At 70.5% G+C, this 26,762-nt stretch carries 24 protein-coding genes and 1 pseudogene; 9 read left to right on the forward strand and 16 right to left on the reverse strand.

Going from position 1 to position 26,762, the window contains the following annotated elements:
• Positions 1-2: 2 nt before the first annotated feature.
• The 5 genes from AB0E90_RS15910 to AB0E90_RS15930 all read right to left on the reverse strand — a co-directional run bounded on the left by AB0E90_RS15910 (position 3) and on the right by AB0E90_RS15930 (position 6,888).
• Positions 3-743 carry a beta-phosphoglucomutase family hydrolase gene (locus AB0E90_RS15910; RefSeq protein ID WP_360404955.1) on the reverse strand — a complete coding sequence of 247 codons (741 nt, stop codon included), beginning with the start codon at positions 741-743 and terminating at the stop codon, positions 3-5.
• A 91-nt stretch (positions 744-834) separates the two neighbouring features.
• Positions 835-1,305 (reverse strand): ATP-binding protein, encoded by a 471-nt coding sequence (locus tag AB0E90_RS15915; RefSeq protein ID WP_360404958.1) that lies wholly within the window; start codon positions 1,303-1,305, stop codon positions 835-837.
• 115 nt (positions 1,306-1,420) lie between these two features.
• Positions 1,421-2,716, reverse strand: coding sequence for an ATP-binding cassette domain-containing protein (locus AB0E90_RS15920; protein WP_360404961.1), 1,296 nt, complete (start codon positions 2,714-2,716; stop codon positions 1,421-1,423).
• A gap of 147 nt (positions 2,717-2,863) precedes the next feature.
• Entirely contained in the window at positions 2,864-5,026 is a 2,163-nt protein-coding gene (locus AB0E90_RS15925) for a bifunctional glycosyltransferase family 2 protein/CDP-glycerol:glycerophosphate glycerophosphotransferase (protein WP_360404964.1), read from the reverse strand.
• The gene (locus AB0E90_RS15930) at positions 5,023-6,888 is read right to left on the reverse strand and encodes a DUF5941 domain-containing protein (protein WP_360404967.1); all 1,866 of its coding nucleotides are present in this window, start codon (positions 6,886-6,888) and stop codon (positions 5,023-5,025) included. The genes AB0E90_RS15925 and AB0E90_RS15930 overlap by 4 nt, the downstream gene beginning before the upstream one ends.
• 208 nt (positions 6,889-7,096) lie before the next feature.
• Between AB0E90_RS15930 and AB0E90_RS15935 the strand changes: the two genes are divergently transcribed.
• Positions 7,097-7,285, forward strand: coding sequence for a PspC domain-containing protein (locus AB0E90_RS15935; RefSeq protein WP_360404970.1), 189 nt, complete (start codon positions 7,097-7,099; stop codon positions 7,283-7,285).
• Positions 7,286-7,362: 77 nt separating this feature from the next.
• Here AB0E90_RS15935 and AB0E90_RS15940 read toward each other — a convergent pair whose 3' ends face one another.
• The 7 genes from AB0E90_RS15940 to pdxH are packed head-to-tail and all read right to left on the reverse strand — an operon-like array spanning position 7,363 to position 13,216.
• On the reverse strand, positions 7,363-8,139 hold the full coding sequence (locus AB0E90_RS15940) for a DUF4230 domain-containing protein (protein WP_360404973.1): 777 nt from the start codon (positions 8,137-8,139) through the stop codon (positions 7,363-7,365).
• 39 nt (positions 8,140-8,178) lie between these two features.
• The gene (locus tag AB0E90_RS15945; RefSeq protein ID WP_360404976.1) at positions 8,179-9,351 is read right to left on the reverse strand and encodes an acyl-CoA dehydrogenase family protein; all 1,173 of its coding nucleotides are present in this window, start codon (positions 9,349-9,351) and stop codon (positions 8,179-8,181) included.
• Positions 9,352-9,353: 2 nt separating this feature from the next.
• Entirely contained in the window at positions 9,354-9,650 is a 297-nt protein-coding gene (locus AB0E90_RS15950; RefSeq protein ID WP_360404979.1) for a type II toxin-antitoxin system VapB family antitoxin, read from the reverse strand.
• A 60-nt stretch (positions 9,651-9,710) separates the two neighbouring features.
• Positions 9,711-10,319, reverse strand: coding sequence for a nitroreductase family protein (locus AB0E90_RS15955; RefSeq protein ID WP_360404982.1), 609 nt, complete (start codon positions 10,317-10,319; stop codon positions 9,711-9,713).
• The gene (locus AB0E90_RS15960; RefSeq protein ID WP_360404985.1) at positions 10,319-11,239 is read right to left on the reverse strand and encodes an aldose 1-epimerase family protein; all 921 of its coding nucleotides are present in this window, start codon (positions 11,237-11,239) and stop codon (positions 10,319-10,321) included. The genes AB0E90_RS15955 and AB0E90_RS15960 overlap by 1 nt, the downstream gene beginning before the upstream one ends.
• Before the next feature lie 10 nt (positions 11,240-11,249).
• Entirely contained in the window at positions 11,250-12,593 is a 1,344-nt protein-coding gene (locus tag AB0E90_RS15965) for an MFS transporter (RefSeq protein WP_360404987.1), read from the reverse strand.
• Complete coding sequence (gene pdxH / locus AB0E90_RS15970; RefSeq protein WP_360405454.1) at positions 12,590-13,216, reverse strand: pyridoxamine 5'-phosphate oxidase; 627 nt, start codon at positions 13,214-13,216, stop codon at positions 12,590-12,592. Before pdxH ends, AB0E90_RS15965 begins: the two co-directional genes overlap by 4 nt.
• Before the next feature lie 218 nt (positions 13,217-13,434).
• Between pdxH and AB0E90_RS15975 the strand changes: the two genes are divergently transcribed.
• From AB0E90_RS15975 to thpR, 5 genes are all read left to right on the forward strand, one after another.
• A complete protein-coding gene (locus AB0E90_RS15975) occupies positions 13,435-14,541 on the forward strand; it encodes a citrate synthase 2 (RefSeq protein WP_360404989.1) in 1,107 nt (368 codons plus the stop codon).
• Positions 14,538-15,662, forward strand: a complete 1,125-nt coding sequence (gene serC, locus AB0E90_RS15980; protein WP_360404992.1) for a phosphoserine transaminase — start codon at positions 14,538-14,540, stop codon at positions 15,660-15,662. Before AB0E90_RS15975 ends, serC begins: the two co-directional genes overlap by 4 nt.
• A gap of 33 nt (positions 15,663-15,695) precedes the next feature.
• Entirely contained in the window at positions 15,696-16,685 is a 990-nt protein-coding gene (locus tag AB0E90_RS15985; RefSeq protein ID WP_360404995.1) for an intradiol ring-cleavage dioxygenase, read from the forward strand.
• A gap of 306 nt (positions 16,686-16,991) precedes the next feature.
• Positions 16,992-18,089 carry a septation protein SepH gene (gene sepH / locus AB0E90_RS15990; protein WP_360404998.1) on the forward strand — a complete coding sequence of 366 codons (1,098 nt, stop codon included), beginning with the start codon at positions 16,992-16,994 and terminating at the stop codon, positions 18,087-18,089.
• A 5-nt stretch (positions 18,090-18,094) separates the two neighbouring features.
• Complete coding sequence (gene thpR, locus AB0E90_RS15995) at positions 18,095-18,571, forward strand: RNA 2',3'-cyclic phosphodiesterase (protein WP_360405457.1); 477 nt, start codon at positions 18,095-18,097, stop codon at positions 18,569-18,571.
• Positions 18,572-18,666: 95 nt separating this feature from the next.
• Here thpR and AB0E90_RS16000 read toward each other — a convergent pair whose 3' ends face one another.
• Positions 18,667-19,119 (reverse strand): hypothetical protein, encoded by a 453-nt coding sequence (locus tag AB0E90_RS16000; protein WP_360405001.1) that lies wholly within the window; start codon positions 19,117-19,119, stop codon positions 18,667-18,669.
• Between the two features lie 111 nt (positions 19,120-19,230).
• On the opposite strand from AB0E90_RS16000, the gene AB0E90_RS16005 reads away from it, so the two are divergent.
• Positions 19,231-21,873, forward strand: coding sequence for an AAA domain-containing protein (locus tag AB0E90_RS16005; protein WP_360405004.1), 2,643 nt, complete (start codon positions 19,231-19,233; stop codon positions 21,871-21,873).
• Here AB0E90_RS16005 and AB0E90_RS16010 read toward each other — a convergent pair.
• Positions 21,857-23,245 (reverse strand): MFS transporter, encoded by a 1,389-nt coding sequence (locus AB0E90_RS16010; RefSeq protein ID WP_360405007.1) that lies wholly within the window; start codon positions 23,243-23,245, stop codon positions 21,857-21,859. The genes AB0E90_RS16005 and AB0E90_RS16010 overlap by 17 nt on opposite strands.
• Before the next feature lie 75 nt (positions 23,246-23,320).
• Positions 23,321-23,767, reverse strand: coding sequence for a MarR family transcriptional regulator (locus AB0E90_RS16015; RefSeq protein WP_360405460.1), 447 nt, complete (start codon positions 23,765-23,767; stop codon positions 23,321-23,323).
• 218 nt (positions 23,768-23,985) lie between these two features.
• Between AB0E90_RS16015 and AB0E90_RS16020 the strand changes: the two genes are divergently transcribed.
• On the forward strand, positions 23,986-24,189 hold the full coding sequence (locus AB0E90_RS16020; RefSeq protein WP_360405462.1) for a DUF2530 domain-containing protein: 204 nt from the start codon (positions 23,986-23,988) through the stop codon (positions 24,187-24,189).
• A gap of 5 nt (positions 24,190-24,194) precedes the next feature.
• Here the strand turns inward: AB0E90_RS16020 and AB0E90_RS16025 are convergent, their stop codons facing one another.
• Positions 24,195-25,016, reverse strand: coding sequence for a DUF3027 domain-containing protein (locus AB0E90_RS16025; RefSeq protein WP_360405010.1), 822 nt, complete (start codon positions 25,014-25,016; stop codon positions 24,195-24,197).
• Between the two features lie 95 nt (positions 25,017-25,111).
• On the opposite strand from AB0E90_RS16025, the pseudogene AB0E90_RS16030 reads away from it, so the two are divergent.
• Positions 25,112-26,488: pseudogene (locus AB0E90_RS16030) on the forward strand (MFS transporter); the annotation flags it as partial.
• Positions 26,489-26,762 lie beyond the last annotated feature (274 nt).

Genomic DNA, 26,762 nt, shown 5'->3' on the forward strand with positions numbered 1-26,762 from the left:
ACTCAGCGCGTCAGGAGTTCGGACAGGTCCGTGACAACGATGTCGGCGCCGTGCTCCAACAAAGCGTCAGCCTGCCCGACGCGATCGACCCCGATCACGATCCCGAAGCCGCCCGCACGACCGGCCTCAACGCCGGCCAGAGCGTCCTCGAACACGGCGCAACTCTTCGGGTCGAGGCCGAGGAGCTTGGCGCCGTAGAGGAACGTGTCGGGCGCGGGCTTGCCCGGCAGGCCCTGCTCGCGGGCGACGACGCCGTCCACCCGGGCCTCCAGGAAGTCCGTGATGCCGGCGGCCTGCAGAACGTCCTTGCAGTTGGCGCTCGCCGAGACGACCGCCCGGCGCAACCCGGCCTCCTGGGCGGCCTTCAGATAGGCCACGGAGCCTTCGTAGACCTGAACCTTGCCTTCCTGGATCTTCTGCAGAACCAGGAGGTTTTTCTTGTTGCCGATGCCGTTCACGGTCGTCTGGTCGGGACCGTCGTCCGGCGTCCCCTCGGGCAGGGTGATCCCGCGGGAGGCCAGGAAGGTGCGGACACCATCGGCGCGAGGCCGGCCGTCGACATATTGGTGGTAGTCGGCGCCGGAGTCGAACGGCACGAACGCCTGGCCGTGCTGCGCCGACCACGTCTCGAGGAACGCGTCGAACGTCTGTTTCCACGCAGCATTGTGCACAAGTGCGGTCTGCGTGAGCACTCCGTCAAGATCAAAAAGGCATGCCGTCACATGCGGAGGTAGTCCGAGCACGCGCCCAATGTAGTCGCATACCGCGCGCGGCGAGCCCCGAAGGGCACCTTCACGTTTTGCGCGCGCTTTACAACCTGTTCAAATCATCGTTTCAAGCGAGTGTCGGCAGCGCCATGCGCAGCCCGATCGTGGTACCGATCGGTCCGGTGTCCACCGTTACCTCGTCGCAGAGCTGGTGGGCGAGCCAGATGCCCCGGCCGCCGACCTCAAACGCCTCAGGAACCTCGGGCGGGCGCAGGAACCTCACCGGGATGCCCGGCCCCGCGTCGGTCACCGTGCACCGCACCGAACCGCCGGCCAGCCAGAGCAGAACCCGGCCCTGGCCGCCGGCGTGCAGCACGACGTTGGTGATCACCTCGTTGACCGCGAGCACGAAACCGTGCCGCCGGTCGCCGGTCAGCCCGACGTCGACCAGCCGGCCGGAAACCTCATGGCGCACCACGGCGATCTCGTCCCGGCCGAAGCTGCGGTCGAGCAGGCGGGAGGGATCGGTGGGACGTGCAGGGTCGGCCGACTCCACCTCGGGAGCCGAGCGCACGCTCTGCCGCAATCTTTCCTCCACCGTGGTGCAGCCTACGCGTCATGCACCCGCTGACCCTAGAAGAGGTGGCGGTCGTCTTGCAGATCTCCGCACAGAAGTTGTTGTCGATCTGGTGACCGGCTGAATTTCACCCGTCTCAGCGCCAGCCGACATCGATGCGGGCGCCGCTCTCGGCGAAGAAGTGCAGCATGTCCATCCGGACCGCCACGGCGAGCGGGTGACCCGGTGAAACCGCGGGGTACGGCGCCAGGCGGACGGCCAGCTCGGCCGGTCGGCGGTGGTGCCGGCCCGGGTCGAGCACGCTGCGCTCTTCGCGCGGCTGGACGACGGTGGCCGCCGAGCCGTTCGTGCGGCCGGCCAGTTTCTGCAGCGTGCTGCCGAACCGCCGGAGCGCCCCACCGGGCTCGGCCTCGGGCTTGCCGGTGCCCATCTCGTCCACCATGATCGCGGTCGCGCCGATGTCCAGGAAGGCCAGCGACTCGTGCCCGTGGTGCTCGAGGTAGCGGATCCGGCCGCGGAGGACGTCACCCTGCACCTCGGGCGCCACCGGGGTGAGCGCCTCGGCCCGCATGCCGACCACGATGCGCTCGCCGTGGTAGTGCGCCACCGCCCGGGCCCGGATGTCGGTCCAGGGCAGGTAGAGCGCCTGCTCGCCGAAGTTGAGCGCCACATATTGGTCGAGATGCACGTAGACGGACGCCTCGAGCAGGTTCATCCGGGGTGAGCCGAGGAACGCGGCAACGTAGAGGGTGGCGGGTCGCCCGTACACCTCGGTGGGGGTGCCGACGTCCTGCAGGACGCCCTTCCGCATGATCGCCACGCGGTCGGCCATGGTGAGCGCCTCGGCCTGGTCGTGCGTGACGTACATGGTCGTCACGCCGAGCTCGCGGGTCAGGCCGGTGATCTCGGCACGCAGCTCGGCACGCAGACCGCTGTCCAGGTTGGACAGCGGCTCGTCCATCAGGAAGAGGCCCGGGCGGCGGACGATGGCGCGGCCCATGGCGACGCGCTGGCGCTGACCGCCGGAGAGCTGGCTCGGCTTGCGGGCGAGCACGTCGCCGATGCCGAGCGCGCTGGCCACATCGCCGACCCGGTCGAGCCGGTTGCCCTGCTCCATTCCGGACAGACGCAGCGGGAAGCCGATGTTGTCGCTGACCGTCATATGTGGATAAAGAGCAAAGTCCTGGAACACCATGGCGATGCTGCGGTCGCGCGGCGCGAGCTCGAGGACCGGGTCTCCATTGAGGAGAATGTCCCCTTCGCTGGGATCCTCCAGACCGGCGATCATTCGCAGGATGGTTGATTTCCCGCAGCCCGACGGCCCGAGCAGCACGAGAAACTCGCCGTCCTTGACGTCGAGACTCACGTGGTCGACGGCAATCGTGCCATCGGGCCAGACCTTGGTGACGTCCTTGAGCAAGACGGTGGACACCGTCTCTACCTCCTGCCGGGAAAGAGTGCAGTGATCCCGGTCCCACGACGTCCGGCGATCTAGCTCACTTTGACGAGGAGTATCGATATGCCGCCATCGGGTGAACGTGCCATTTGCTCACAGTAGTGAACCGATTACAACTTTCTCTCACCCATCGAGAAACACCCGGCGAACCACGCGTTCCGCCGCTCCCCCGTCGTCCAGGTAGCAGAACTTGGCCCGGAATGCAGCCCGTGCCGCTTCCGCCTTCGCGCCGGCATAGATGCCCTGGTCAAAGACTTCTGCGAGCTGCGCGGAGTCGATTGCCACGGCGCCGGGCGGTTCCTCCATGAGATCGAAGTAGACGCCCCGAACATCGCGGTAGGCCGGCCAATCGGGCGCGTGGATCACTACGGGGCGATCGAGGACCGCGAAATCGAACATCGCGGATGAATAGTCAGTAACCAGCACATCAGCGGCCAAATAGAGATCCTCGACCACGGGGTAGCCAGAGACGTCCACGATCCGTTGCCCGCCGGTCGGCGCCTGCCCCTGCTGGGCCGCCGTCACATAGAAGTAGTGCGCGCGGACCAGCAGCGTCGTGTCCGGGCCGAGCTGCTCGGACAGCCGCTCCACGTCGAGCACGTAGGCGCCCTTCGGCATCCACTCCCGGTGCGTCGGCATGTAGAGCACCACGCGCTGCCCCGCACCGATGCCGAGCTTCTCCCGGGCCGCCGCGGTGTCCGCCTCGGTGGCCGTGGCCAGCCGGTCGTTGCGCGGGTAACCCACCTCGAGCGTCTTGTGCGAGCCGGGGTACGCCCGCTCCCAGGCGACCGTGGTGTGCGCGTTCGCGGTGACGCTGAAATCCCAGCGGTCGACCCGGCGCATCTGGCCGGCGAAGTCGGCGTCGGTCGCGGCGGCCGGGTGCTCGAGCTGGTCGAGTCCCATCATCTTCAGCGGGGTGCCGTGGTGGGTCATCACGTGCGTGGTGCCGCGCCGCTTGACCATCCATTTCGGCCAGTTCACGTTGTTGACCAGGTACCGCCCGCGGGCCAGCGCACGGTAGTAGGCCCACGAGCCCGCCTCCACGTACTCCGTGCCGGGTGGCACCGAGCCCTTCCGCGACGGGCCCACCACCCAGACCGGCCGAACCTTCGGAGCCAGTTCTGCCGCCTTGGCCGCGATCGCCGCCGGGTTGCAGGTCACCCCGCGGTACCAGTACGCGCTGTAGACCGCGAGCGACTGATCCACCGGAAGGCGCAGCTGGACGCGGTAATAGAGGTGGTGAGCGAGCTGCCGGAGACGGTGCACGACCTTGCCGCGCAGACGCCGGGCCTTGACCCGGGTGCGCCGGCTCCGGCGAATCGCCTGATCCGAGATGACGAACCGCCGGTACGAGCCACTGCCGACCAGCCGGTAGCGCAGCGCCTCACCGCCGTCCGGCGGCGGGAAGCCGGCCGGGGGCAGGTAGCGGTGATACATCTCGGTCATCTGATCGAAGAACCGCCGCCGGGACGCGGCCGGCAGCCGATTGTCGTTGCGCAGCACCCGCACGAGATGCCACAGCATCCGGCGGAACAGCAGACCGCGCACCTCGTCGCCGGACTCGGCGTATTTGGCACACAGCGCGAGCGCGGTCTCCCAGTGCTCGAAGACCTCGAAGTGCCGGTCCCCGACCGTCCGGGTGATCGCGCCGGTCCGCCGCTGCCGGTAGTGCACGCAGGTGCGGGGCAGGGTGCTGATCTTCGGGGCGGCCACCAGCAGCGGGAAGGTGAACGAGACGTCCTCGTACCATCCGGTCGAGAAGCCCAGGTCGAGCCGGGCCAGCAACTCGCGGCGGATCACCCGGTTCCACGCCACGTGCAGCACGCTCAGCGCCTTGGGCCACTGCTCGAGGGAGAACACCCGGGGCGCGCCGGACAGCAGCTTCTTGGCCGTGCCGACCTGCACCTTCCCGTGCCAGTGCACCCGATCCCAGCCGACGAGCAGCAGGTCGCAGTCGGTGGCGCGGAGCCGGGCGGCGACCGCCGCGAGCGAGCCGACGGCCAGCCAGTCGTCGCTGTCCAGGAACCAGACGTAGTCACCCGTGGCGTGCTCGAGGCCCAGGTTGCGGGCCATGCCCAGGCCGACGTTGGCAGGCGAGGTGATCACCCGGACCCGCGGGTCGCGCGCCGCGTATTCGGCCAGGATCTCGCCGCTGTGGTCGGGCGAGCAGTCGTCGACCGCGACGACCTCGAAGTCCTCGAACGACTGGCTGAGCATCGAGTCGAGGCACTGGCGAAGATAACCCTGCACCCGGTAGACGGGCAGGACGATGCTGAGCAGGGTCACTTGCGGTTGCCACCCCTCCAGTCGACAACGGCGTTGATCAGGAACAGCCCACCGACCACCGCGGCCAGCAACGCTTCTGCCAGAGTGGCCCACCCGAGCAAGGCCAACCCAGTGAGCAGCACCACGCGGACGTCCCAGCCGATCAGCGAGCCCGATCCGCGGCCGGCCGGGGCGCCCTTTTCCATCCGGGCGATTCGGTCATAGTGCCGCAGGGCCAGCGCGAACAACAGCAGGAACACCACCGGCGTCGGCACGCTGCCGATCAGCCCGACCGCCACGACCAGCAGGTATTCGCCGGCGCGCAGGAAGGCCGGCACCAGCCAGTCGAGCGGGCCGCGATGCCCGGCCCGAGCCGGCAGACCGGCTGCCAGCACCAGGAGCGCGGCCACCACCAGCTCCACCCGGGCCGGCGGCTGCGCCCAGCCGGCCAGCAGCGACACGGTCAGGGCCAGAGCGGCCACGGCGCCGAGCGCCGCGAAGGCCAGCGGCATCGGCGCACCGAGCCGGGAGAGGACGACGCCGACCAGCGGCCCGTCATCCCGGCTGGCGGCGGTGTCGCGCTTGTCGAGCACGCTCACCCGCATCGAGAGCGAGCGCAAAGAACGCAGAGCGAGGGTGTACGCGAACGCCAGCAGCCCCCAGCCGACGACCGCGGCCAGTGCCGTGCGCCCGTTGCTGACCGCGGCGACGACCGCGATGAGCGCCCACCGCTCGCCGATCGGGAAGACCACGATCCGCTTCAGCCAGTACGCCGCCGAACCGGTGTCGCCCTGCACCTTCGCCGATGCCGCGCTCAGCCGGGCGCCGACCCCGCTGGCCGCGGCCACGACCGGCCGGGCCGCGGCCTCGTCGTGCAACTGGCCGTACCACGCGTCGGTCATGTGCCGGACGGTCTGCAGCAGGATCGCGGTGATGGCGAGAGGCCAGGCGTACGGCAGGCCGATCCGCTCGGCGCCGGCCGCGAGACCGGCGTACGCCACGTATTCCTTGCCGCGGTCGGCCATCGTGTCCAGCCAGCCGCCGAACGCGCCGAACGTGCGGGTGTAGCGGGCCAATTGCCCGTCCACGCAGTCGAGCACGAAGCCGAGGTAGAGCAGGATGCCGCCGGCGATCATGGCGGGCCGGGACGCCTGCCAGAAGGCGAGCGCGGCCAGCACCGAGAACAACACCGAGATCCAGGTGACACCGGTCGGGGTCAGACCGAGGCGGGCGGCGGCCTTGGTCACGATCGGCGACCACGAGCTCACCGCGTACGTCGTGAAGAAGTCGTCCTTCTCCTTGACCGCCAGCCGGAGCCGGGCCGCGTCCTCGTCGACGGCGGCGACCGCGGCCCGCGCCCGGGCGAGTTCCGGCTCGGTGTGCACCTGCTCGGCGTGCAGCAGCCGGACCGAGGTGGCGATCGGCACCACGCCCTCGGCAAGCAGCGCGGGAAGCAGGTCGGCCGACCTCTCCAGGGCCTTGTCGAGCGCCGGCAGGTCGGCCGGCGCAACCCGGATCGCCCCCACGAAGCGGGCGGTGCCGTCGCCCCCCGGAGCCGCGGTCACCTGGCCGCGGTCGGCCCGCAGGTCACCGGCCGGGTCGGCGACGATCAGGGCGGTGCTGCGGCCGGACGGCTCGGTGGCGAGGGTCCACAGCAGGCTCGGATGGGCCACCAGGTTGTCGGCACAGATCAGCACCGGCTCGTTCGCGTCGTGCGCCCGCCGGGAGATCTCCCGCAATCGGGTCGCCGGGTCACTCCCGAGGCGCTCGACCTCGACCGCACCGGCCGCGTGCAACGCGGCCGTGAGATCCGTCGCGAGCTGGGTGGCGTCCGCCGGCGCCAGGGCGTTGCCGCCGCCGGCTGTCAGGACGGCCAGCGTCACCGCTGCCTCCAAAGGCTGGGGGCCGAGGCCAAGCGCCAAGGCCGGTAAACGGCACCCAGGTTAACAGCGAGTGAGACTCGGGTACGGGTGACCCTTACGGGAACGAAGTCGCCTTTCTCCCCCTGCGGACCGAGGGAAGGCAGTCCCGGCGCACCTACCGTCGAGCTTGGTCGTGGCGACCGCCCACGAACCAGATATGAAGGAGTGAGTGACCGTGACCCGCCGACTCGCCCGCCCCCGCGACGACCGCTGGATCGCCGGGGTTTGTTCCGGTCTTGGCCGCCGCTTCGGACTTTCGTCCGGCACGGTCCGCCTGATCTTCGTAGTCTCCTGCCTGCTGCCCGGCCCGCAGTTCCTGATCTACCTCATCCTCTGGGCACTGCTGCCCAACGAGTGACGTTTCCCGCCCAGCTCAGGGTGAGGTTGCCCGCCCGGCTCGCCCCCCGCCAGGGACGAGCCGGGCCCGGCATTAAATCAGGGGTTGTTGGCGTAAGTGATGGTCACCGACGTGTAGCCCAGCCGGGTGAACAGGCTCTCCAGCATGCGCTGGGTGTTGTCACGGGCGCGCTGGTCGAGGCCACTGCCCCGGGCCGCCTCGGTGATCTTCGTCTGAGCCATCGCGTAGACCCGCTGCTGCTTGTCGGTGTCGCTGCGGAACGCGTCGCCGATCGCGGTGAGGGCGCCGCGCTGCTCCTCCACCACGTAGCTCTTCTGCATGTCGAGCGCGGCGTTGCCCTGCTCGGGCGGCGGCAGCGTGATCTTGATGGTCTTCGACTCGTTGTCGACATCGAGCGCGCTGGTCGCCAGCTTGGAAAAGTCGACATACTCCTCGACGGTGCCGGAGCCGACGAAGAGGATGCGCCGGTTGACCAGGAAGCTTGGAATGTTTTCCTTGTTTTCCTGCAGGTCGACGATCACCTGGAAGGTGCCGTCGGCGGCGACATAACGGTTGAGGTCGCGCATCGACTGCAGCAGGACCGGCTGGCTGCGGTCGGTCGTCTTGCTTTCGAACGGGTTGTCGAAGCTGGGCAGCACGTGCAGCGCCCGCAACCCGAAACAGGCCGCGACCATGACGGCGAAGACGACACCGAAGAAGATGAGGACGCGAGCGACGATGCTCCGCTGTGGGGGGTCGGCGCTCTTCTCTTCGAGCTCAGGTTTCTTGTCAAGCTCAGGGGTGGCCGGCGAGGCGTCCTCAGGGACAGCCGGATATTCCCTCGTGGGTTCATCGACATCCGGTGACTGGGCCATACCCTCACGGTACGAGGGGGGTACGACACTCGCATCCGCTCAGTTGGCGAATGCGTTCAAACCAGTCAATTTTTGGCCGATGACCAGCTGGTGAATTTCCGAAGTTCCCTCGTACGTGAGCACGCTCTCGAGGTTGTTCGCGTGCCGCATGATCGGGTACTCGCCGCTGATGCCGTTTCCGCCGAGGATCGTGCGGCACTGCCGGGCGATCTTGATGGCTTCCCGCACGTTGTTGAGCTTGCCGATGCTGACCTGCTCGGGCCGCAGCGAACCGGCCGAGTCGCGCAACCGGCCCAGGTGCAGCGCGAGCAGGAAGCCCTTCTGCACCTCGAGGGCCATGTCGGCCAGTTTCGCCTGGGTCAGCTGGAAGCCGCCGAGCGGCCGGCCGAACTGCTCCCGGGTGCTCGCGTAATCGAGCGCCACCTGCAGACAGTCACGGGCTGCTCCGAGCGATCCCCAGATGATGCCGAATCGGGCTTCGGTCAGACACGACAACGGGGCCTTCAGACCACGCGCGCCGGGCAGCTGAGCATCGGCTGGAAGGCGGACGTCATCGAGGCTGATCTCGCCGGTGCTGGACGCCCGCAGCGACATCTTGTGTTTGATCTCCCGCGCCGAGAAGCCCGGGGTGTCGGTCGGGACGGCGAAGCCGGCCACGCCCTCGTCGGTGCGCGCCCAGATCACCGCCACGTCGGCGAGCGGCGCGTTGGTGATCCACATCTTGCCGCCGTTGAGCACCCAGTCGTCGCCGTCACGGCGGGCGCGGGTCGACATGTTGGCCGGGTCGGAGCCGTGATCGGGCTCGGTCAGGCCGAAGCAGCCGATCAGCTCGCCGGCCGCCATGCCCGGCAACCACCGTCGTTTCTGCTCCGCCGACCCGAAGGACCAAATCGCGAACATCGCCAGCGAGCCCTGGACGCTGACCAGCGAGCGGACGCCCGAATCGGCGGCCTCGAGCTCCATGCAGGTCAGGCCGTAGGCGACCGCGGAGGCGCCGGTGCAGCCGTAGCCGGTCAGGTGCATGCCGAGCAGGCCGAGCTTGCCGAACTCCAGCGCGAGGTCGCGCACCGGCGCGGTGCCGTTCTCATACCAGTCGGCGACCGACGGGCGGACCCGATCGTCGGCGACCCGGCGGGCGAGCGCGCGGATGTCGCGTTCCTCGTCGCTCAGCAGCGAGTCGAGGTCGAGCAGGTCGAGCGGGTCGGCGGCCACGGTCAGCCCCCGACGACCAGGACGCGGGCGTGGATCTGATTGCGCTGCTGCAGGGCCGCCCGCAGCGCGCGGTGCAGGCCGTCCTCCAGGTAGAGCGCACCCTTGTATTCCACGACGTGCGGGAACAGGTCGCCGTAGAAGGTCGAGTCCTCGGCGAGGAGCTTGTCGAGCGCGAGCTCGCGCTTCGTGGTGATCAGATCAGCCAGCCGGATCGGCCTCGGCGGAATCTCCGACCAGGCCTTCAGCGTGGTGTTGTGATCGGGGTACGGGGCTCCGTCCCGGACCGCTTTGAAAATCACGCCGGGTTGCCCCCTCTCCAAGAACCCAAACTGTCGGTGTCAGCCTAGCCGCGCCCGCGGTCACTCGGCTGCTGCCGCCCATCGGCCATGATGCACCACTTCGTCCACCGGGCGGTGCCCCCGCTTCAGTGACGGTGACCTCTTGTCCGTGGCACGGTAACCGATCGTGAGCGCTCCGATCGGGGTGAACTCGTCCGGCACCCCGAACGCGTCCTTGAATCGTTGCAGCCGGTTCACCGGAATCCCGAAGAAGCACGAGCCAAGGCCCTCGTCGACCGCGCTGAGGTGCATGAGCAGCGCGGCGAACCCGGTGTCGATGTCCCAGTACGGCACCGGCCAGTGCTTCTCATCCCTATCCGTCCAGCCCTTGTCGTCCTGCGCATAACGGTCCAGATAGACCGACTTGTTGGAGAGGCAGACGACGATCGCCGGGGCGTTGCGCATCCGGGTGAGCCAGTCGTCCCACTCACCTTCGGCCGTCGTCGACCAGTACAGCTCGCGATCTTCGGCGGCGGTGAGGACCAGGAAGCCCCACCCCTGGGAGAAACCGGCACTGGGCGCCCGCAGCCCGTGCCGGACGATCTTGTCGAGAAGCTCGGCCGGCACCGGGCGGTCGGGGTCGTAGTTGCGCACCATCCGCCGGCGGCGGACGACCTCGTCGAACTCCATCAGCTCCGGATCCCCCAGGACGCGGTCCAGGTCTCGCCCGGGGCCAGCACGATCAGGTCGCGGCCGGTGCGGAACGAGTCGGGCGGGCAGGTCATCGGCTCGATCGCGACCGATCGGCGGAACCGCTCGCCGTGCAGGGTGTCGCCGGAGAAGACCTGCCAGTACTTGAACTTGTCGTCGGCCCAGACCACGACCTTGGCGTCCGAGCCCGGGTCGGCGATCGTCACCTCGGTGATGCCGGCCGCGTCGTGCTCGATCTCGCCGAACGTGGTGTCCAGGACCAGGTCGCCGATGGCGCGCGCCGCGGTGAAGTCGAACTCGGTGCCGGCGACGGAGTTGGAGCCGATCGGCAGCAGGCGGTTGTCGGCGATGATCCGGGTCTTGCCCGGCACGTGCAGCAGGATGTCGTCGACCGCGACGCCGGGCAGCTGCAGGTAGGGGTGCACGGAGTAACCCCACGGCGCGTTCGACGGGCTGTTGTTGACGACCTCCTGCGTGCAGCTCAGGCCGGCCGCGGAGACCGACCAGCGGGTGCGCAGCGTCAGCCACCAGGGGTAACCCACCTGGGCGGGCAGCTCGAACTCGACCGTGATCGCGTCGGCGGACTGCTCGGCGAGCGTCCAGCGCGACCAGTTGGCCAGGCCGTGGATGGCGTTGTGCCGGGCCGGCTCGGTCAGCGGCAGCTGGTGGGCCTGACCCTCGAACTCGTACTGGCCGTCCCGGATCCGGTTCGGCCACGGCGCGAGGATCTGCCCGGCGCTTGCCGGCGAGAGCTCGTCGGCGTCGAAGCCGTCCAGCACCTGCACGTCGCCGACGGAGTAGTGGCGCAGCACGCCACCGACCTCCACGACCACGGCCCGGTGGCCGTCCGCCTCGATCGCCCACTGGGTTCCGGTCTTCGCCGGCACGACGCTAGTCATGACTTCCAACCTAGTCTTCAGACCGATTTTGGGTGGCGGGCGGGGCGGTTGGACGGCGGTTGGCTCCGTCCGGGGTTTGGGCTGGCGGGCGATAGCGGGCCAGGGCCGGGAAGGCCGTGGCCACGACCAGGGCCAGACCGGCCGCTACGAAGCCGCCGCCCGCCCACGACGCGGTCGTGCCGGTCAGGTCGGCGGTGGCGCCGGCCCGCAGGTCACCCAGGCGCGGGCCGCCGCCCACCACCACGATGAAGACGCCCTGCAGCCGGCCGCGCAACCGGTCGGGCGCGAACGTCTGCAGGATCGACTGCCGGTAGACCGCGCTGACCAGGTCGGCCGCGCCGGCCACGGCGAGCAGCAGCACCATCAGCCACAGCTGATGCGCGAAACCGGAGAAACCGATCGCGACGCCCCAGCCCACCACGGCCACGATCAGCGCGATGCCCTGCCGTTTCAGGCGCCCGATCCACCCGGAGGTCAGGCCGGCGATCACCGAGCCGATCGCGATCGCGGCATAGAGCCAGCCGACCGCCGAACCGCCGCCGAACCGGTCCGCCGCGACCTCGGGGAACAGCGCGCGCGGCATGGCGAACACCATCGCGATGATGTCAACACCGAACGAGAGCAGCAGCACCGGCTGGGTGACCAGGAACTTCAGGCCGTCGGTGATGCCGCGCAGCCCCGCCGACGGCTTCTCCTCGTCCTCGGCGTGCACGATCGGCGGGATCGACGGCAACTTCCAGGTCGCCCAGAACGAGATCGTGAACAGGGCCGCATCGACCAGGTAGGCCACGGTCACACCGGCGCCGGTCGAGGCGATGCCGAAAATCAGCCCGGCGGCCAGCGGCCCGAGCACCCCGCCGGCGGTCGTGGTCGTGTAGCTCAGCGTGTTCGCCGCCGGGACCAGGGCGGTCGGCACGATCCGCGGGATGATCGCCTGCCGGGTCGGCGAGCTCACCGCGAAGCCGGCCGACTGCACCGCGGTCAGCGCCAGCAGAAGCCAGCCGCTGTTCAGCCCGAACAGCGCCTGGGCCAGCAGCCCGATGGTCGAGATCCAGGCCAGCATCGAGCTGGCCAGCAGCAACTTGCGTCGGTCGACCACGTCGGCGGCGGCGCCACCCCACAGACCGAAGATCAGCAGCGGGACCAGGCCGGCGACGCCGAGCAGACCGACCCACGCGCTCGAGTGCGTCACCGCGTACATCTGCACGGGCACCGCGACCGCGGTGAACTGGAACCCGAAGAACGACACCCCGTTGCCGATCCACATCCGGCGGTAGGCCAGCACCCGTAACGGCCGGGTGTCGATCACCCAGGAGCTGCGCTCCTTCTCCTGCTCCTCGACGACCTCACTCACGGCGCGAGTCGTTCGACGACAAAAACCCCATCAGGTGTACGGCGGAACCGCAGCCGATCGTGCAGACGACTCGTGCGTCCCTGCCAGAACTCGACCGTCTCCGGCCGGACCCGGAACCCACCCCAGTGCGGCGGGGCCGGCACCGGTCCGTCGCCGAAGCGCTCCTGGGCGGCGGTCAGCCCGGCCTCGACCGCGGTCCGGTCGGCCAGCACCCGCGACTGCGGGCTGGCCCAGGCGCCGAGCTGGGAGCCGCGCGGCCGGGACGCGAAGTATTCGTCGGTCTCGGCCCGGGTGACGTGCTCGACCGCGCCGCTCACCAGCACCTGGCGCTGCATCGGAAACCACGGGAAGACCAGGCTTGCGTACGAGTTGGCAGCCAGCTCCGAGCCCTTGCGCGACTCGTAGTTGGTGAAGAACACGAAGCCCCGCTCGTCGTACTCCTTGAGCAGGACCGTGCGGGCCGACGGCCGCCCCTCGGCGCTCGCCGTGGCCACGATCATCGCGTTGGGCTCCGGCAGGCCGTAGGCCGCCGCGTCGGCGAACCAGGCGGCGAACTGGGTCGGCCAGTCGGCCGCCAGATGCTCTTCGAGCAGCTCTCCACGCTCGGTGTAGTCGCGCCGCATCGTTGCGGGCGACGGAGGTTCCACGGTCACGAGCGCTCCCCATTACTTTCGTCCTCAACGACCGTAAGACCGAGCGGCCCGTACGTCAGCTCGGTAAGGATGGGTGTCATCGAGAGCACATCGCGTCGGCCCCGCTAACCGGGCAATATGAAAGACTCGTAGTAATTCTTCACAGGGGAGCCCTGTTCGATTTGAGCGCCGGGTCCGAATTGAGTTCTGTGTCCGATTTCAAACCGGGCCTTGAAGGTGTCGTCGCGTTCGAAACTGAGATCGCCGAGCCGGACAAGGACGGCGGCGCACTGCGCTACCGCGGCGTCGACATCGAAGACCTGATCGGGCACGTCTCCTTCGGCAACGTGTGGGGCCTGCTGGTCGACGGCCGGTTCGGCCCCGGCCTGCCGCCCGCCGAGCCGTTCCCGGTGCCGGTGCACTCCGGCGACATCCGCGTCGACGTGCAATCCGCGGTGGCCATGCTCGCCCCGTACTGGGGGCTCTCCCCGATCTTCGACATCGACGACGCGCAGACCCGCCGTGACCTGGCCCGGGTGTCGGTCACCGCGCTCTCGTTCGTGGCCCAGGCGGCCCGCGGGCTCGGTCTGCCGGCGGTGCCGCAGAAAGACATCGACCGGGCCGAGACGATCGTCGAGCGGTTCATGCGCCGCTGGCGGGGCGACCCCGACCCGCGGCACGTCAAGGCCGTCGACGCCTACTTCATCTCGGCCGCCGAGCACGGGCTCAACGCGTCGACCTTCACCTGCCGGATCGCCGCCTCGGTCGGCGCCGACGCGGCCGCCTGCATCTCGGCCGGCATCGGCGCGCTCTCCGGCCCGCTGCACGGCGGCGCCCCGCTGCGGGTGCTGCACATGATCGAAGAGGTCGAGCGCAGCGGCGACGCCGAGGGGTACGTGAAACACGTCCTCGACCGCGGCGAGCGGCTGATGGGCTTCGGCCACCGCGTCTACCGCACCGAGGACCCGCGCGCCCGGGTGCTCCGCCAGATCGCCCGCGACCTCGGCGCGCCCCGCTTCGAGGTGGCCGAGGCGCTCGAGCGGGCGGCCCTGGCCGAGCTGCGGGAGCGCAAGCCCGACCGGCCGCTGCCCACCAACGTGGAGTTCTGGTCGGCCGTCGTGCTCGACTTCGCCGAGGTGCCGGCGCACATGTTCACCCCGATGTTCACCTGCGCCCGGGTGGCCGGCTGGAGCGCGCACATCCTCGAGCAGAAGAAACTCGGCCGCATCCTGCGCCCCAGCCTGCGTTATGTGGGCCCGGCCGCACGCAAGCACGAGCAGGTCGAGGGCTGGGAGCAACTCGCGCATAATGTGTGACCGTGACTGACATCCGGATCCCTGACGAGATCAAGCCGGTCGACGGACGCTTCGGCTCGGGCCCCAGCAAGGTGCGACCGGAGGGCGTCGAGTCGCTGTCCGCGGTGTCACGCACGCTCCTGGGCACCTCGCACCGGCAGAAGACGGTGAAGGACCAGGTGGCCCGGCTGCGTCGCGGCCTCGCCGAGTTCTTCTCGATGCCCGACGGCTACGAGGTGGTCCTCTCCAACGGCGGCACCAGCGCGTTCTGGGAGACCGCCACGTTCGGCCTGGTGCGCGACAAGGCCCAGTTCGCCGAGTTCGGTGAGTTCGGCGCCAAGTTCGTCAAGGCCGTCGCGGACGCGCCGTTCCTGGCCGACCCGACCGTGCACAAGGCGCCCGGCGGCCAGGCCGCCTATCTGACCGCCGAGGCCGGCGTCGATGTCTACGCGAGCGTCCACAACGAGACGTCCACCGGCGTGGCCGTGCCGGTCCGCCGGGTGGCCGGCGCCGACGAGGGCGCGCTGCTGCTCACCGATGCCACCTCGGGCGGCGGCAGCCTCGACGTCGACCTGCGCGAGACCGACGTCTATTACCTGGCCCCGCAGAAGGCGCTCGGCTCCGACGGCGGCATCTGGCTGGCGCTCATGTCGCCGGCCGCGATCGAGCGCGCGTTCGAGATCAAGGGCAGCGGCCGCTACATCCCGCAGTTCCTCGACCTGGTCACCGCGATCGAGCAGTCCCGCCTCGAGCAGACCTACAACACACCCGCGCTGGCCACCGTGTTCCTCGCGGCCGAGCAGCTCGACTGGATGAACGCGCAGGGCGGCCTGTCCTGGGCGGTCAAGCGGAGCGCCGAAAGCGCGACCGCGATCTACGGCTGGGCCGACCGGTCCTCGTTCGCGACGCCGTTCATCACCGACCCGTCGCTGCGGTCGGCGGCCGTGGCCACGATCGACTTCGACGGTGTGGACGCCGCGAAGATCGCCGCGGTGCTGCGGGCCAACGACATCGTCGACACCGAGCCGTACCGGAAGCTCGGGCGCAACCAGCTGCGGGTCGCGCTCTACCCGACGGTCGAGCCGGCCGACGTGGCCGCGCTGACCGCGTGCATCGATTACGTCGTCGAGCGCCTCGCATAGGCTCCGCACAGGAATAGACGGTTAGCTACCCGGATGATCGATCCGGGTAACTCCGCCTATGTTCGGCTGGTCCACGACAAGGGCCTACGGTTCGACCGTCGGCGGCTGCTGACGATGCTCGGCAGCGCGGCCGTGCTCTCTGCCTGTTCGGATTCCGCCTCACCGACTCCGCCGGCCTCCTCCGGCACTGTTGCCGAGGTCGCCTCGGAGACCGCCGGGCCCTACCCTGCCGACGGGTCCAACGGGCCGGACGTGCGGACCATCGACGGGATCGTGCGCAAGGACATCCGCTCCTCGTTCGGCACCGCGACCGGCAAAGCGGACGGGGTGCCGCTGGAGTTCTCGCTGGTGGTGAACGACCGCAGCGGGAAGCCGGTGACCGGCGCCGCGGTCTACGCGTGGCACTGCGACAAGGCCGGCAACTACTCGATGTACTCCACCGCGGTGACCGGCGAGAACTATCTGCGCGGCATCCAGGAGACCGACGCGACCGGCACGGCGAGCTTCACCAGCATCTACCCGGCCTGCTACACCGGCCGGTGGCCGCACATCCACTTCGAGGTGTACGCGTCGGCCGCGCACGCCACCAGCGGGGACGGGCCGATCGTGAAGACGTCGCAGATCGCGCTGCCGGAGGACGTGTCCGATCTGGTGTACGCGACCGACGGCTACAGCGCGAGCGTCACCAACATGAAGGGGATCAGCCTGGCCACCGACAACGTGTTCGGCGATGACAAGGCGGTCACCGAGCTGGCCACCGTGACCGGAAGCGTGTCCGAGGGATACAAAGCGACGCTGACGATCTCGATCGACCCGGCCGGCGAGGAGAAGGGCGGCGGCATGGCCCCTCCCGGCGGCGGCATTCCCCCGAGCGGCATGCCCGGCGGCCCTGGTGGCGCGCCCCCGAGCGGGATGCCGGGCGGACCCGGTGGCGCTCCGCCGAGCGGCATGCCGGGCGGGCCGGGCGGGGCACCGCCGAGCGGCATGCTTACCGGTGCGCCACCGAGCGGCGCGGCCGCCTGACCACCTCCTCACGCGAGAGTCGCGCTGCGGCCCCGGCCATGCAGCGCGGCCGCGCTGAGCGCCAGGGGCTGCGCTAGTGCTTCTGGTCACTCCTACGCGCGTACCATTACGTGGGTTTATGAGTTTGAATGGGTTTGCCCTTGTGGAGAACGATGATCATCTCCGCAGTTCAGAGCAATCCCAGCAACACCCCGGGCGCGTCTCCTCCCATCGAGTGACCAAGGCGCGTACCGTGTTCCGAAACGCGCCCGAGTGGCTGACTCTCGGGAGCACAGGCCAGCGAGTTTGACGGGACGGAGGCAACGCATGCGGCCGGTTCGCTTCGTCGCCCTCTCCGAGGACGGTCAGGCCCTGGTGCTCGCCGATGAGGTCGGCCGGCTCCTGGCCCTCCCCATCGACGACCGCGTCAGCGGCGCTGTCACCCACGAGACACACCCGGGTTCACCGGGCGGTGCCGTGGCCGTGATGACGCACGAAAACGCGGTGGCGTCCCTGTCACCGCGCGACATCCAGGCCCGCATTCGTTCCGGCGAGTCCGCCGAGGATGTCGCTCGCGTCGCCGGCGTCCCGGTCGACCGCGTGCTGCGTTACGCCGGTCCGGTGCTGCAGGAGCGGGCGATGCTCGCCCAGCACGCGCGCCGCACTCGGCTGAAGACGTCCGACTCGGGCGCGCCGCTCGCCGAGGTGGTCGACAGCCGCCTGGCCCAGCACGGCATCGATTCGGAAAAGATCTCGTGGGACGCGTTCCGGCGTGAGGACGGCACCTGGCGCATCGTCGCCACCTGGCCGTCCGGCAAGGCCACCGCCCAGGCGATCTGGGACCTCGACAAGGGACGCCAGGTCGTCTCCCCGCACGACGACATGGCGCAGTACCTGTGTGCCGAGCGCCCCACGCAGATCCTCGGCCAGGACCCGGTTCCCGAGCGCAACTTCCTCGCCGAGCGCAGCGGCCACGGCCTGCCCAGCTCCGCGCGCGGCAACGAGCCCGCCCGCGGCGGCCACGGCCTGCCCGCTAACGAGACCCCTGCGCAGAAGCCCCAGCAGCGTCCGACCCGCGACCCGATCCGGGCCGGCCGCGACGCGCTGCTCGCCTCACTCGACCGCCCGCTCAGCGGCGGCCGCGGCCTCGACACGGCCGGCCCCTCCGAGCAGCCACGTCGGCCGGTCGCCGGTGGCGCGGCCGCGCTCCTCGGCGGCGGCTCCGGCTCGGCCTTCGACGACGACGCCGACCTGCCCAAGGAGGTGCCCGCCGTGCCGTCGCTGGCCGTGCTGCGCCCCCGTCGCACGGTCGGTCAGCAGGGCCAGCAGTCCTCCGAGACCGACGAGACGAAGCCGCGCAAGCGCCTCCCGAGCTGGGACGATGTCCTGTTCGGCGGCGGCCCGGCCGCCCGCGAGTCATCCTGACCCGCCTGTTCGTCGCGCTCTACCCACCACCGTCCGAGTTGTCGGCCCTCTCGCGCGCCCTGCCGTCCGGCTCTCGCTTGACCCGAGCCGCCAAGTGGCACGTCACGCTGGTCTTCCTCGGTGACATCCCGGTCACGCCGGTCGCCGTGGTGCTGGACGGCATCGTGGCGCCACCTCAGTTCGCGCTTCACCTCCACGGGGGCGGACAATTCGGAAATGCGGCTTGGGCCCGAGTGGAGGGCGACCTGGGCCCGCTCGGCGAGTTGCGCTCCGAGGTCCGGGACGCGCTGGCCCACGCCGGTTTCCCCTCGGACGACCGCCCGTACCGACCACATTTGACCGTCTCGTACCGAAGCGACGATCCGATCCGCACAGCGCTGGCGAATTACCGCGGGTCTCCGTGGCGTGTGACTGAGTTCGCGCTGGTCGAGAGCCACAACGGCGAGTACAAAACGGTGCAGAAGTGGCCACTCGCCGCCTGATCTCTCGATCTTGGAAACTTGGTGCGCGGCACTGACAGCAACTCACCAAGATCGAGCGCCTGGCCCTGCGCTGGGCAGGGCGCTGCGCGCCCCGCTCAGCGCAGGGCCAGGCCGGCGGCCTGTAGGTCGTGTTCCATGCGCATGCGCTCCAGGTCGCGGTCCATGCCCTGCAGTGGGCCCAGGTGCTCGGCCACGCCCAGGCAGTGGCACGCCAGGCACAGCCGGTCGTCGTAGGCGCGCTGGACCGCCGCCAGCCACTTCTCCGAATGCCGGGTCGGGCCGGAGCGGCGCTGCTGGGCAAGCCGGCGCAGGTCGAACGCGATCTGCTCGATCGACGGGTTGTCCAGGACGGCCAGCGACGGCACCGGGTCGGCGGCACGCATCTCGCGGTCGAGCCGCCGCAGAGCGCGAATCTCCTGGCGGCCGGTCCGCGTCCACATGCGGCGCATCGCCAGCTCGTCGGCGCAGACCACGGCCGCGACAACGCACGGTAAACAGAGCAGCGTCAGCAACGCTGCCGTCAGCACAACAATGTGCGCGATGGCCACGGAAAAAACGCTAAGCCGCCGGACGCAAGTGTCGGAATACCCGTTCGGCCGACTCAGTCTGCCAAACCCGCGCGCGAGCGGAGGTGCCGGCGGGCGGTACCGTCGGTCGCCATGCGGCCCTCCACGGTTCTCGGCGTCCTCGCCGAGCTGGCGCCCGCGGCCGGAGATCGCGTTCTCGACGTCACCCGCGGCGGCCAGCCACTCGTCTGGCTGGACGATGCCGAGCGGGCACCCCGCCGCGCCGAGATCGACCGGCTGGCCGCCCTGGACGCGCTGCACCGCGAGGAGCGCCTGTTACGCCGCGGCTGGGGCTTCCTGGCGGGGGAGACAACGGGCGAGACCGACGACAAGCCGCGCAAGGTGCGGCTGCCGCTGCTCAGCCAGCCGGTGCGGCTGGAACGCACGCTGACCGGCTACCGCGTCGTCCCGGCCGGCGATGTGGAGATCTCCCCGCTGGTGACCGACCGCGACCTGGCCGCCGCGCTGGAGGCCGCGCCGGGGCTGGCCACGCCGGGCTGGCTCACCGCGACCGGCAGCACGGCCTGGCTGTCGACGGCCGCCGAGGCGACCGGCATCCCGGTCTTCGCGGTCAGTGACGATCACCGCCGGCTGCCGAAGAACCGGGTGGTGCTGGTGCCGAAGGCAGCCCTCTACGTGGCACGCGACGTCTTCGGCGGCGGCCTGGCCGACAGTCTGCGCAGCTGGGCCGCGCGCGACCTGGGCGGAACGGCATTCGCCGCGATCTACGGCGAGGAGCGGGTGGAGCAGCCCGTCGACGACGAGGTGCGGTCGCCGCTGCCGCTGACCGAGGCACAGGCCGAGGTGGTGGCGCGGGCTCGCACGGCAGCGATCACGGTGGTCTCCGGGCCGCCCGGCAACGGCAAGAGCCACACCGTGGTGGCGGCCGCTCTGGAGGTGGTGCATCGGGGCGGTTCGGTGCTGGTGGCGACGCAGTCGCCGCACGCCGCCGAGGTGCTCGCGGCGCTGCTGGCCCGCTACCCGGGCCCGACGCCGGTGCTGTTCGGCGACGCCGGCCGCCGGGAGAGCCTGGCGGCCGAGCTCACCGCCGGAACAGACCAGGGCGCCAGCGACAAAGAGCTGAGAGCGGACGTCGCGGCCATCAAGACCAAATCCGATGACGTACGCCTACAACGCGCCGCCGTGGCCGATGCTCTCCACCAGGAAACTCAGGCCGCGACCCTGGAACACTGGCAGCCACAGCTGGCCGCCCTCGCCGCCGACGTCCCCGGCGCGTTCAACGGTGATCTGGACCGGGGCGGCCTGGCCGGCTGGTGGGCCCGCCGGCGGATCCGGAAGATCCCGCCCCAGCGGGTGTCCGACGCCCGGACCGCGGCCGCCGCCCAGCGAGCCGCCGCCCTCCTCGCCGCGACCGGCGGCACCGATCTGACCCAGCACTGGCCGGCCCTGCACGCCGCCGAGGAGGCCCTGGCCACCGCCGTGGGCGACGCCATGCGCCGGGCCGCCCGCAGCGAACGCCGCTGGGACCGCGATGCCCGCCGGGGCGCCGCGTCGCTGGCCGCCGCCCTGCGCGCCGGCCGCAACCGCCGCCGCGAGCTGCTCGCCAAGCTCGACGCCGCCCCGCTGGTGCGCGCGCTGCCGCTGTGGATCGGCACGGTGGCCGACGTGGAGGACCTGCTGCCGTCGGCGCCCGGCATGTTCGACCTCGTGGTGATCGACGAGGCGTCGCACGTGGATCAGATCCGGGCCGCCCCGGTGCTGGCCCGGGCCCGCCGCGCGCTGGTGGTCGGCGATCCGCGACAGTTGCGGTTCGTCTCGTTCGTCAGTGACGTGGACGTGGCCGAGGTGCTGTCCCGGCACGGCGCCGACGACCGTCTCGACGTGCGCCGGGTCAGCACTTACGACCTGGCCGCGGGCGCGGCGCCGGCGACCTGGCTGGCCGAGCACCACCGGAGCACACCGCATTTGATCGGGTTCTCGGCGCACCGTTTCTACGGCGACCGGATCGCGGTGCTCACCCGCACGCCGGCCACCGAGGCCACCGACGCGATCGACGTGGTGCGCGCACCCGGCCCGAGCCTGGCCGACGAGGTGACGACCGTGCTGAAGGTGGTCGAGGATCTGGCCGCCGAGGGCCGTCGCGGCATCGGGGTGATCTCGCCGTTCCGGCCGCAGGCCGAGGCCCTGGAGGCGGCGCTGGTGGCCGCGTACCCGGTGGAACGGATCGAGGAGCTCGGCTTGCGAGTTGGCACCGTGCACGCGTTCCAGGGCAGCGAGGCGGACGTGGTCGTGGTGTCGCTCGGGCTGCTGCCGGGCGACTCGGCCGGCCGGCGCCGTTTCGTGGCCGACCCGCACCTGTTCAACGTCATGATCACCAGGGCGCGGCGGCGGCTCGTGGTGGTCAGCTCGCTGGACGAGGCGAACGGCCTGCTCGGCGACTATCTGGCCTACGCCCAGGCACCGCTGGATGCGAAGCCGGATGCCGCGGCCACCGGCTGGGCGGCGGAGCTCGCCACCGAACTGCGCAACCTCGAGGTTCCGGTGAAGCCGTCCTATCGCGTCGGACCGTGGACCGTGGATCTCTGCGTCGGCGAGATCGGCGTGCTCTGCGGGCCACATCCCGATGGGCCGGACGCGCATCTGGCCCGTCAGCGAGCCCTGCATCGGGCCGGCTGGCGGTTGCTGGACGCTTTCCCGAGCCGCTGGAACGGCGATCCCCGCCGCGCCGCCCTCGAACTGGCGGCGGCGCAGCGCCCGGTCAGCGTGCCGAGCTGAGCTCGACCTTCTCGGCAACGGCCACCGGAACCGGTGCCCCGGCCACGGTGTCGATCGGCGGCTCGTCGACGACCGGCACGTCTTCGGCCGGCACCTCATCGCGGGCCCGGCGGACCAGCTCGATGCACGGCCGCGGCCGCAGGCGCACGACGAGCCGGTCACCGCTGACCCGCAACTGCCAGACCAGCGCCGCCACCGCCGCGACGAAGCAGAGCAGGCCCGCGCACCAGATGCTGGCCGGCACCCCGAAGCGCTCACCCCACCAGCCGGTGACCGACGCCCCGATCGGCGTGGTGCCGAGGAAGACCAGCACGTAGAGCGCCATCACCCGGCCCCGGTACTCGGCGTCGACACCCATCTGGACCCGGTGGTTGGCGGCTTGGGCCAGGAAGATCGAGAAGAAGCCGGTCGGCAGCAGGATCAGCATGGCGACCAGGAAGTTCGGCGCGAACCCGACCGCGAACTCGAGCACCCCGAAGGCCAGGGCCGCGCCGAGTACGACGTACACGCTGGGGCGGGCTCGCCGGGCGCTGCCGGCCAGCGCGCCGCCGAGCGCACCGACCGCGAGCGTCGTGGTGAGCAGGCCGAACGACGACGGACCGGCGTGGAAATTGATCTTCGCGAGGGCGGCGAGGGTGACCGGGAAGTTGAACCCGATCATGCCGACCACCGCCATCAGGCAGATCGGCAGGAGCAGGTCGGGATGCCGGCGAACGTACTGCAGACCGTCCAGGACGCGGGCGCCCTTCTTGGCCGCCGGCGCGTTGCGGTAGAGGTCGGCCGGACTCATCCGCAGGTAGCTGAAGACCGGCGCGATGGAGAGCACGGTGGCGATCAGGAAGACCGGACCGGTGGAGAACGCCGCGAGCGCGATCCCGGCCAGCGCCGGGCCGGCAATCCGGGCGCAGTTGAAGGTGGCCGCGGAGAGCGCGAGGGCGTTCGGCAGCAGCGGCAACTCGACGAGCTCGGAGACGAAGGCCTGGCGAACCGGGGTCTCGACGGCGTTCGCGATGCCGAGCAGCCCGGCGAACAGGAAGACGTGCCAGAGCACCACTGAGCCGGAGGCGACCAGGACGGCGAAGACGACCGCGGTGACGGCGAAGACAGCGTTCGCGGCGACCAGCAGCTTCCGCTTGTCGTACCGATCGGCGAGCCGGCCGCTGTAGAGGGTGAGCACCAGCACCGGAAGGAACTGCAAGGCGGCCACCGTGCCGAGCGCGCCCGGAGAGTTGCCGGAGAGGTCGAGCACCAACCAGTCCTGCGCGGTGAACATCATCCACACGCCGACCAGCTTCACCAGCTGGCCGATGCTGAAGAGTCGGTAGTTGCGAACCTTCAAGGACCGGAACGTGGTACTCAGCACTGCCCGCACTAGGCTGCGCCTCCCTCTCGGCCGTACGCGTCATCGTCAAGTGATGAAGCGCGGCGACCGAGTCGGTCGAGGCGGTCAGGCGCGGGCGACCTGCTGCATGATTTTTGCAGCCTGGGCGAGCACGTTCTGCTCCTCGGCGCTGAGAGCGGCCAGCTGTTCGGCCAGCCACTCGTTGCGCACCTGTTCGAACTGGGCGTACATCGCCCGGCCCTGCTCGGTCGGCGCCAGGATGACCTGACGCCCGTCGGTCGGGTGCGGGGTGCGGGCCACAAGCCCGCGCTCCTCCAGCTTTCCGACGATCTTGGTCATCGTCGGTGGCTGGACCCGCTCGACGTCGGCGAGCTCGCGAGGAGTCAACGCGCCGTGCAGCTGAAGGCTGGTCAGGGCGGAGAGCTGGCTGAACGTAAGATCGCCGACCGCACGGGTCTGCCGGACCCGCCGGTTGAGCCGCAGAATGGCCTCGCGCAGCGTCATGGCCAGCTCGTCCGCTGTCCCTCGCTCCGTAGCCACCGGCCACTCCATCACGATTCTTAGCTTAGCTAATGAGCTTGGCTAACGACTATGACTGCCGTCACCGGGAGTTCCGGTGACGGCAGTCTAGATAACCCACGCATGCTTTCAAGGCGGGGGTGACCAGCGCAAAGCCGTGTTGTCCACCGCATACCCACGGATGATCGTTACGCACGTACCCTGTCGGTGTGACTCAGCCGAAGCCCCGGGTCGAACCGCTGGATCCGCCGATGGTCCCGTTCGCCGCGGCCGGCCTCGCCGCGTTCGCGATCGCCGCCGCGGTCGTCTGGCTGGCCGACGGGCCGGACACCTGGCTGCAAACCAGCGTCGCCGGCTTCCTGGTCGGCATCCCCGGCCTGGTCACGATGCTCATCCACGACCGCAACCGCAAGCGGCGCCGGTCGATCAGCCACGCGGAGTTCCGCGAGGGCTGAGCGGCTCAGCTGTGGCCGTAATCCTCGGCCGGCTCCTCGTTCTCGACCGAGCCGTGGCCGCGCGACACCGCCACCGACTCGACCTCGCTGTCGTCGTAGACCGTCGGGAGTTCCTCGACCGGCGGCTCGGACGTGCCCAGCAGCGCCTCGGAGTGCGCGCCACAACCGTGGTCGGCGCTCACCGCGCGGGAGTCGTCCGGCGCGTAGAGGTTGCCGCAGACGCCGAACATCGTGCGCAGCGAACCGGCCAGCGGAAGGTAGAAGCCGCAGGTGCCGCAGCGCGCGTTACGCGGCGCCGCGGTCGAGATCGGGGCTTCCGGGCCGGAGTCGCCGTCATACCACCTCTGGGCGGTCTCCATCCGGCCCTCCTGCGACATCACCCGGGACCGGCCGAGGCCCAGCTCCCAGCTGACCTCCTCGACGGCGGGGTCGTCGCTCAGCACATAACCCTGGGCCAGCCGATCGTCGTCGGGCGCGGTCGGCATGAGATCGCCCACACCGAGGTCGCCGGGCTGCAGCCGCTCGTTCCACGGCACCCAGCCCGGGGCCATCAGCGCGTCGGGGCCGGGCAGCAGCACCGTCTCGCAGTTCGTGACGTGCCGGCTGCGCGGCACCCGGGTCACCGTGACGGCCCAGCGCCACCCCCGGTAACCAGCGAGATGGCTCTCGAAGAAGTGAGTCACGACACGATCGCCCTCGGCGACCGCCTCGAGGTGGTCACCGATGTCAGAGGGATCCACATCCGTGATCGCGCCCCGGGCCACCCCGACAGCATCGGCACAAACCTGGTCGAGGCGGGCGGCGCGCGCGGCGGTCCTGGTCGTCACGTATCCATTGTCCCCTACCGGGACTGATGTGCCGCAGCGACTCCCCCGAATTCGACGGCCACGGAACGGGACGCAGGTAGACCGGATCAGTCAGGATGGTTGCCATGCCGCTGCTTCCCACACTCGGACGCACCGTCGGCACCGGCGTCAAGGCCGTCCGGCTGCTGGTGCGCGGCTCCGTGCGCGGCGGCGCCTGGGCCACCCGCCGGGTCGGCTCGGCGCGGGCCAAGGGCGCCGCCAACGAGATCGGCATGATCCGCCTCTTCGACCTGCACGCGATCTCCTGCGCCGGCGACGCGCTCATCACGATCGGGCTGGCCGGCACGATCTTCTTCAACGTGCCGCTCGGCGAGGCACGCGGCAAGGTCGCTCTCTACCTGTTGATCACGATGGTGCCGTTCGCGCTGCTCGCGCCAGTGGTCGGCCCACTGCTCGACCACTTCCGGCACGGCCGCCGCTACGCCCTCGCGGCCACCATGCTCGGCCGCGCCTTCCTGGCCTACGTGATCTCCGATCACCTTTTCGGCTGGGGGCTCTATCCGGCGGCCTTCGGGGTGCTTGCGCTCTCTCGGGCGTACGGGGTGGCCCGCTCCGCCGCCGTGCCCAGACTCCTGCCCCAGGGCGTCCGGCTGTCCCAGGTCGGCGCGCGAGCCAGCGTCTACGGCACGTTCGCGGGCGCGGTGGTCGCACCCATCGGCCTGCTCGCCTTCAAGTTCGGCCCGCAGTGGCCGCTGCGCGTCGCCACGATCATCTTCGTGGTCGGCATGGTGATCTCGCTGCGCCTGCCCCCGCGCGCCGACTCCGACCCGCCCGAGGAGGTCCCGCGCCCGTGGCGGGCCGTTCTGGGCCTGAGCCGCGGCAGCGACCGGCCGCTCTCCGGCAAGCTGGTGATCGCCGCCCTGCTCGGCAGCGCCAGCCTGCGCCTGCTCTACGGCTTCCTGCTCCTGTTCCTGGCGTTCGTGATCATGGCCAACCAGCTCGACACCACGGTGCTCGGCCACGACATCGGCCGGCAGGGCGCGGTCGGCCTGATCGGCGGCACGCTGGCCGTCGGCACGTTCCTGTCCACAGCCGCCGGCACCCGGTTGCGCATCCGCCGCCCGCTGGCTCTGCAATCCGGCGGCCTCACCATCACGGCGGGCGTGGCCGTCCTGTCCGCGATCTTCTACAGCCTGCCGATGCTGGCACTGCTCGCCCTGATCACCGCCATCTTCAGCGGCATCGCGAAACTGGCCGTCGACGCCAGCATCCAGGAACGGATCCCTGAGCGCCTGCGGGCGAGCGCCTTCGCCCACTCGGAAACGGTCCTGATGATCGCCTGGGTGGCCGGCGGCGCGATCGGCATCATCCCGCTGGCCGGCCGCCTCGGCGTCGCCCTGGCGGCCCTCCTGGCGGTGGCGGCGGCGCTGCGCGCGGCCTGGGCGGCAACCCGCCTGCACAACGAGCGCCTGAGCGGCCGCGCCGACGGCGAAAATCCCACCGACTCACCCGGCCCAGCCCACTCCGGCACCGCCGGAGTGGGCAGCGCCGGCTCTGGCACCGCCGACTCAGGCACCGCCGACTCAGGCACCGCCGACTCAGGCACTCCTGGTTCCGGCCGCGCCCGCTCTGGCACCGCCCGCTCTGGCACCGCCCGCTCTGGCACCGCCCGCTCCGGCACCGCCCGCTCCGGCGCCGCTGGCACCGGCACCGGCGGGTCGACCGGACGGGACGAGCCGACCGATCCCTGGCCCGACGCGCCGACCG

Source organism: Actinoplanes sp. NPDC026619 (assembly GCF_040638295.1).
Lineage (GTDB): Bacteria > Actinomycetota > Actinomycetes > Mycobacteriales > Micromonosporaceae > Actinoplanes.